This window comes from Paenibacillus sp. FSL R7-269, assembly GCF_000517865.1.
In the GTDB taxonomy this organism is placed as follows: domain Bacteria; phylum Bacillota; class Bacilli; order Paenibacillales; family Paenibacillaceae; genus Paenibacillus_AQ.
The window spans coordinates 1-8,045 of record NZ_ASPS01000107.1 but is presented as its reverse complement, the minus strand read 5'-3'; the positions used below and the strand labels follow the sequence as shown (position 1 = coordinate 8,045).

Below are 8,045 nucleotides of genomic sequence, written 5' to 3'. Positions count from 1 at the left end.
AGCATCGTCATGATGTCGCGCTGCCAGTCCTCCAGAGCGGTAGAGTATTGCTGGATGAACCAGACGATATCTTTTTCCGGCTCCGGGGGAAAAGCACGCTTACCGGCAGTCTCCGGCTCCTGCACAGCAGCATCGCTCTTCTCCAGATCCCACAGCTCACTGTAGGCATTAGCCGGTCCAGGCGCGCCGGGAGGGGAGTCCTTGCGCTCTTTCATTTTGGCTTCGAGCAGATGAGTCTTGCCCAGCTTGCGCGGCTGGATCAGACTGGGGTCGATATGCTCCTGGATCGCCAGCACTGAATCAATGAAGCTCTCTACAGTGTCTGTGCCATAAGTGACGGAATAATCATTGATGCGGTCGGCGGTGGCGGACATGCTCTCGACCATATCCCGGTTGGACATGGAGAAGCGCATATTATTCTTGAAAAAATCGCAGTGCGCCAGCACATGCGCAACAATCAGCTTATTCTGCACCAGAGAGTTGCCGTCCAGCAGAAAGGCGTAGCACGGATTAGAGTTGATGACCAGCTCATAAATTTTGCTCAGGCCGAAATCGTATTGAGCCTTCATTTTATGAAAAGTCTTGCCAAAGCTCCAGTGCCCGAACCGGGTAGGCATCCCGTACGCACCGAAGGTATAAATAATATCCGCCGGACATATCTCATAACGCATCGGATAGAAATCGAGTCCGAACCCGGAAGCAATCTCCGTAATCTCGGCAATCGACCGCTCCAGCGCTTTAATCTCATCATCACCGGGCATGCATCCATCTCTCCTTCCAGCTTGTGAACCGTTCTTCCTATGTATATGGGGGGAGGGGAAGGAGTATGATGGGCATGCGCGCTGCATGAGGGAATAGAAGAGTTATTGTACAAAAAATAGCCTAACCACAGCGAATAGGCTGAGAGGTTAGGCTATTCTTCAGATAGTCCAGAATTAGCAAAGTTACAAACTTAAAAACGTTTGCTGAATTTACTTTGAGCTTCCCCATACGGGCAAGAGCTACCCGTGCATATGTGGTCCACAGAACATTGTAGCGGTCATTGTTCATTCTGAACCTCTTTCAGTAATTGGGCAAACGCCTCTTCGCTGTTGCTATATGTGGAAATTCCATTCTCACGGTCATTTTTGGCCTTGTGAAGCTGTGAAAGAACGTCCTCATCTTTAAAAATGACGGTACTCATTCTCTTCTTTTGGTCTTCTGTAAAATTGGGATGATCTTCTTTTCTTTGCAGTGTAACGTTGAATCCAAAGTTTTCTTCAATTAACTGGACCAAGTCTTTAAGGTCTACGTAAGATTTTCCTTGAAAGCATAATTGTCTATTATGCAATCATTGGGTGGAGAACCTCAGCAGAAGTTTTTTCGATGCCTGGCTAAGACGTATAGATGAAACAAGTGTGGGGGACTCAATTTGAGTCCTTATTTTTTTTATATTCCCCTTGTATTTAGACATGTTATTATGAACTTAGGAATATTTTCCTATGAATCATTTTACATTTTACGAATAAAACATCCAGAGGTGAATGATATGAACAATAGCAATTTCACTTTCTTGTCGAACCATTGGAATATTCTGTCTAATCTGGCCGAAATGGCTGAACGGAATATGTATACCGATCCCAATACATCATTAATGAAGCTCCGTATGTTTGGAGAGACGATGACGAAATTCATCTGTGCTCTTGAAGAAATGAGACAGGCTGAGGGTCTGAATCAGATAGATCGTTTGAACTTTCTGAGCCGTGAAGATTTGCTTACGGAAGAGTTGCTGGATATGCTGCACGCTATCCGTAAACAAGGCAACAAAGCTGCACATCAGGGCAATTATGGTACAACCGAAGAGGCCAAGGCACTTGTGCATTTTGCTTTTCGTCTAGCCGTCTGGTTTATGCAGGTCTATGGGGAATGGGACTTTACAGCGCCAGAGTATGTGGAGCCGGCAGAGGCAGATGACACTGTATACAATGAAGAGCAGCTCGAGCAGTTGTCTGCTTCCTACGACGCCAAAGTGCAGCAACTGGAACAAGAGCTCCTGCGGCTGACCGAACTTCAGGATTCCAAGACTCAGGAAGAGAAACAGAAACGTCATTCGAAGGCCAGGAAGCTCGGCAGTGCCCTCCAACTGACTGAAGCTGAGACAAGAATGATCATCGATGAGAAGCTGCGGCAGGCAGGCTGGGAAGCAGATACAATACAATTGCGTTTTAGCGCAGGGACCCGTCCTGAAAAAGGGAGATATCTGGCTATAGCAGAATGGCCTTTAAAAAATGGTTTTGCGGATTATGCTCTTTTCTATGGAATGGAACTGATCGGTATTATCGAGGCCAAACGCCAGAGCAAGGATGTTCAAGCCGACATTGAACAGGCAAAGAAGTATGCCTCCTATGTGATTAAGCATGGTGAAGAAATCATTCATGGACCCTGGGGGAATTATCAGGTTCCGTTCTTGTTTTCAACAAATGGGCGACCCTATTTAAAACAGCTTGAACACAAATCTGGAATCTGGTTTCTGGATGCACGCAAGCCTACGAACCATACCAGAGTGCTGCAAACCTGGTACTCACCAGAAGGGTTGAAGGCTCTTTTACAGCAGGACATCGATCAGGCTACAAAGGATCTCCGTGATGAATCACTGGATTATCTGCATCTGCGTGAGTATCAAGAGGATGCGATTTTGTCTGTGGAACATGCGATAGAAGCAGGACAACGCAGAATTCTGGTAGCCATGGCGACAGGCACAGGCAAGACGAGAATGGCCATCGGCCTAATTTATCGTCTAATCAAACATAATCGTTTCAAAAGAATATTGTTTCTCGTGGACCGTTCAGCATTAGGCCGTCAGGCCGAGGCAGCGTTTAAGGATTCCAAGCTGGAGAGCTATCACTCGTTCACTGAGATTTTTGAGCTTCAGACGCTGGACGACAAGAAACCTAATGTGGAGACGAAGGTACAGATTGCTACCGTTCAGGGTATGGTGAAGCGGCTTTTTTATAGCGAAGATGATAAAGGCATTCCTTCTGTAGATCAGTATGATTGCATCATCGTGGATGAAGCCCACCGTGGTTATACGCTTGATAAGGAAATGACAGAGATCGAACTGGAATTTCGGGATCATGCCGACTATGTGAGCAAGTACCGGAAGGTACTGGATTATTTTGATGCGGTGCGAATCGGGCTAACGGCTACTCCAGCGCTCCATACGGTTGAGATTTTTGACAAAGCGATCTTTAACTACTCCTACCGTGAAGCTGTAATTGACGGTTATCTTATCGACCATGAACCACCCATCCAGTTTGAAACAGAACTGAAGAAGAACGGCATCAAGTGGCAGATTGGTGAGGAAGTATCTGTGTATAATGTGGACCTGGGAACCGTGGAGAAGGAAATGCTGGAAGACGAGGTCAATCTCGAAGTAACCCAGTTCAACAAGACGGTGATTACGGAGAGTTTCAATCGTGTGGTGCTGGAGGCACTCACTGAATATATCGATCCTGAAGCGGATGGGAAGACCTTAATCTTCGCGGCAACGGATGATCATGCGGATATGGTGGTTCGGATCTTCAAGCAAGAATTGGAGAAGGTCTACGGCCCAGTAGATGATGGAGCGATTCTAAAAATTACAGGATCGATCAAAGATCCACTGCATGCCATTAAGCTCTTCAAAAATGAACGGCGGCCAAATATCGTGGTCACTGTAGATTTGCTTACAACGGGAATTGACATCCCGAGTATCTCCCATGTAGTTTTCCTAAGGCGTGTCCGCTCCCGTATTCTGTATGAACAAATGCTGGGACGGGCCACCCGCCGCTGTGATGAGATTGATAAGGATCATTTTACAATCTATGATGCTGTAGGAATCTATGAGTCACTTAAGCCCTATACAGATATGAAGCCCGTTGTGACGAGACCCCATGTCAGCCTGGATCTTCTGGTCGATGAGCTGAAGCAGATGAAGAGTGAACACCACATTAAGTCACATCAGGAAGAGATTGTGGCCAAGATGCAGCGGAAGAAGCAGGGATGGACACCTCAGGATCATGAGGATTTCATAGCGCTGTCCGATGGACAGAGTATTGATGAGTTCATTGATGAGGTAAAGAAAGCAAGTGCAGAGCAGGTTAGCGAAGCTTTATTAAGCAAACCACAATTGCTTCAGTTCATTGAAGAGAATAGAGGGAGGCATAACCGCCAGTTCATCTCAGAGCATGAGGATAAGTTGATAGAAGTAACACGCGGCTATGGGACAGCCAACAAACCTGAGGACTATTTGGAAGGATTCAACGGTTTTATCCGTGAAAACCTGAATCTGATTCCGGCACTCAACATCATCTGTACCCGCCCGAATGATCTGACCCGTGAAGAATTGCGGAAGCTTCGGGTGGCACTGGATCAGAAGGGCTTTACCGAGAAAAACCTGCAAACCGCATGGCGTGATGTGAAGCAGCAGGACGTCGCCGCAGACATCATCAGCTTTATCCGCCAGCAGGCGTTAGGTGACCCGCTCCTCAGCCATGAAGAACGGATCGAGAATGCCATGAAGAAGATCTATGAGATGCGGGTATGGCCGAAGGTGCAGAAGGATTGGTTGAAGCGGATTGAGAAGCAGTTATTGCAAGAATCTGTGCTGGACCCGAATCCCGAAAAAGCATTCGATGTGGAACCTTTCCGCAGTAAGGGCGGTTATAAGCAGTTGAATAAAATTTTTGATGGTCAATTGGACGAGATTGTTGCTACAATAAATGTTGCGCTATATCCAACCAGACAAAAGGAGCAAGCTTAATCCATGAGAAATCAGGAAATTGTACAAAAGCTATGGAACCTGTGTAATGTACTGCGTGATGATGGCATCACGTATCACCAATATGTTACGGAACTGACTTATCTGCTGTTTCTTAAAATGATGAAGGAAACGAATAATGAGGGCATTCTGCCTGAACCATATCGCTGGGATTCGCTGCAGGAGCGGCATGGGCTGGAATTAACGAATCATTATCGTCAGTTACTGCTTGATCTTGGTAAGGAAGGCAACGAGATCATTAAGCAGATCTATATGAATGCCAGCTCCAACATCGATGAACCGAAGAATCTGGAGAAAATCGTGCGCTCCATTGATCAGCTCGACTGGTATTCCGCTAAGGAAGAAGGGCTTGGAGATCTGTATGAAGGACTGCTGGAGAAGAATGCGAGTGAAACCAAGTCGGGAGCAGGGCAGTATTTTACCCCGCGTCCATTGATTGATGTCATCGTGAAGCTGGTTGATCCACAGCCAGGAGAACGCTGTAATGACCCTGCCGCAGGAACGTTTGGATTTATGATTGCAGCAGATAGTCACATTCGGAGCAAGACGGATGATTATTTTGAGTTGAGTCAAAAAGAAGCGGAGTTTCAAAGAAACGAAGCTTTCACTGGGGTGGAACTAGTTAAGGATACCCATCGCCTAGCGATGATGAATGCAATGCTTCATGATCTGCATGGGGATATTATGCTTGGAGATACGCTATCTGATCTCGGAAAGAGCTTGAAAAATTACGATGTAATTATGACCAATCCACCGTTTGGTACCAAACAAGGCGGTGAAGGGCTTACTCGTGATGATTTAACATTTACAACTTCTAATAAACAGTTGAACTTCTTGCAGCATATTTATCGGGCATTAAAAGCGAATGGAAAAGCACGAGCAGCCGTTGTTCTTCCTGACAACGTGCTATTTGAAGGTGGAGTTGGAGCGAAGATTCGTGCTGACTTGATGGATAAGTGTAATCTGCATACCGTTCTACGCCTGCCTACGGGGATTTTTTATGCGCAAGGGGTTAAGACGAACGTATTATTCTTCACGCGTGAGAAAATGGATAAGGAAAGTACAAAAGATGTTTGGGTGTACGATCTGCGGACAAATATGCCTAGCTTCGGGAAACGGACTCCGTTGACTACTGTGCATTTTGATGTGTTCGTGGAAGCTTACACCGCTGAAGATCGCAGCACTGTGCAGGATGCAAGATTCAATGTGTTTACTCGCGAGGATATCCGCAAAAAGGATGATAGTTTGGATATTGGGTTGATTGCGGATGAATCGTTGTCCGCCTACGACAACCTCCCAGATCCGATCGATTCGGCGGAATTGGCGATTGCGAAGCTGGATGAAGCAATGACCTTGCTGCTTGAGGTTGTCGCTGAGCTTAAGGCGGTGGAGAACAAGCCTGAGTATGCTGCTGATGAACGTCAAGAGTTGCTTCAGGTTGCTGAAGCGCGTGGAGAGTATAACGTATGAGTAAGAATAAAGGGAAGGCAGCTGAGGAGTTACTGCAGGAGGCGTTGGTGCCTGTGGAGGAGCAGCCTTATAAGGTGCCTGAGAATTGGTCAGTTGTAAAGCTGCAAAGTGTATGTGCTTATATTCAAAGAGGAAAGTCACCTAAATACACTGACGATGTGCACGAGTTTCCAGTTATTTCTCAAAAATGTGTTCAGTGGTCCGGGCTTGATATAAGCAAGGCAAGATTTATTGAACCTAACACAATAAACAGTTACCAGCCGGAAAGATTTCTTCAGGATTATGATATATTGTGGAATTCAACTGGAGAAGGAACAATTGGAAGAGTTGCTCTTTACAGAACAAAGGCTACTAGTCACGAGATTGTTGTGGCTGATTCACATGTTACCATAGTTCGATCAGATAAAAGAGTATTAGACCCTAGGTTCTTATTTTACTGGTTATCTAGTCCCTATATACAGAAATATTCTATTGGTCGATCTATTTCTGGAACAACTAAACAAACCGAACTTTCAACTAGCGCAATTAAAGAAATGTTATGTTTTTTACCCCCTTTATTCGAACAAAAACGAATTGCAGATAAAGTCGAAAGACTTTTGAGGAAAATCAATCAAGCCAAACAACTAATCGAAGAAGCCAAAGAAACATTTGAACTTCGTCGAGCGGCGATTTTGGATAAGGTTTTTCGTGGGGAATTGACGGCGAATTGGAGAGAAAAGAATCCAGATATAGAAAGTATAGAGGATTATTTAGCGAAAATTAGAATCAAGCAGGAACAAGACTATCAAAAACAATGTGAACTAGCTAAAAAGCAGGATATCAAAAAGCCAACGAAATTAGTTAGAAAAACCTTAAAGGATAAAATTCCTGAATATCCTATACCAGATAATTGGAGATGGATAGAACTTGGAGATATAATCACTGACTTGACTGATTATCATGCTAATGGTAGTTATGAAATCCTAAAAAAGCACGTTACATTATTAGATACAGAAAATTACGCTTTTATGATACGCGCAACAAATTTTGAAAAAGATAATTTTTCTACTTTAATGAAATACTTATCAAAATCAGCTTACGACTTCTTATCAAAAAGTAAGCTATATGGTGGGGAAATACTTATCAGTAAAATTGGTAATACTGGCTCTGTTTATTTAATGCCTGAATTGGATAGACCTTCATCATTAGGAATGAATTTATTTGCTCTTAGAATTGATGAAAATATTGATAACGAGTATGTTTTTTATTTTCTAAAGTCACCTCTAGGAAAGACTCTTATAAACCAGTACATTAGGGGAGTTACTACAACTTCTATTGATAAAATTTCAGTAAGGAGTGTTTGGATTCCATTACCAGGATTAAAGGAGCAAATGAAAATTAAAACCTTAATAAACCAATTATTAGGTAATGAAGATAAGTCGCTAGCTGTTATGGGTAGCGGTGAATATTTGAACACGTTAGAACAATCAGTACTTTCAAAAGCATTTTTGGGTGAACTTGGCACTAATGATATAAATGATGATGCTTTAGAATTAATAAGAGAAGTATTCAGCAAAACAATAGAAGATAATGGATTTTAGACGCCTTTATAGGTGTCTTTTTTCTTAAGCACCTTAGTTGACCGAGGCCCAGCCTTCGTTCATGATCTTGGTCTCCATCTGCGGCCAGAAATAGAGCATCTCGTCATGCAGCATCGTCATGATGTCGCGCTGCCAGTCCTCCAGAGCGGTAGAGTATTGCTGGATGAACCAGACGATATCTTTTTCCGGCTCCGGGG

Annotated in this window: 5 protein-coding genes and 1 pseudogene; 3 read left to right on the top strand and 3 right to left on the bottom strand. The window is 44.2% G+C overall.

The genetic code is table 11. From position 1 onward, the window contains the following. Both C162_RS30810 and C162_RS30805 read right to left on the bottom strand, forming a co-directional pair. On the bottom strand, positions 1–761 hold a 761-nt coding region (locus C162_RS30810), incomplete at its 3' end, for a SpoVR family protein (RefSeq protein ID WP_036701376.1). Between the two features lie 278 nt (positions 762–1,039). Beyond that, complete coding sequence (locus C162_RS30805; protein WP_156949751.1) at positions 1,040–1,330, bottom strand: hypothetical protein; 291 nt, start codon at positions 1,328–1,330, stop codon at positions 1,040–1,042. 198 nt (positions 1,331–1,528) lie between these two features. On the opposite strand from C162_RS30805, the gene hsdR reads away from it, so the two are divergent. Genes hsdR through C162_RS35065 form a run of 3 tightly spaced genes read left to right on the top strand, consistent with a single transcriptional unit; the run spans position 1,529 to position 7,848 of the window. Next, positions 1,529–4,780: a type I restriction-modification system endonuclease gene (gene hsdR / locus C162_RS30800; protein WP_036701372.1), complete on the top strand. Its 3,252-nt coding sequence runs from the start codon at positions 1,529–1,531 to the stop codon at positions 4,778–4,780. Positions 4,781–4,783: 3 nt separating this feature from the next. Then, on the top strand, positions 4,784–6,268 hold the full coding sequence (locus C162_RS30795) for a class I SAM-dependent DNA methyltransferase (protein ID WP_036701370.1): 1,485 nt from the start codon (positions 4,784–4,786) through the stop codon (positions 6,266–6,268). Beyond that, positions 6,265–7,848, top strand: a complete 1,584-nt coding sequence (locus C162_RS35065) for a restriction endonuclease subunit S (RefSeq protein WP_063829077.1) — start codon at positions 6,265–6,267, stop codon at positions 7,846–7,848. The genes C162_RS30795 and C162_RS35065 overlap by 4 nt, the downstream gene beginning before the upstream one ends. Positions 7,849–7,890: 42 nt before the next feature. On the opposite strand, the pseudogene C162_RS35715 reads toward C162_RS35065, so the two are convergent. Further along, positions 7,891–8,045, bottom strand: a pseudogene (locus C162_RS35715) (SpoVR family protein); the annotation flags it as partial.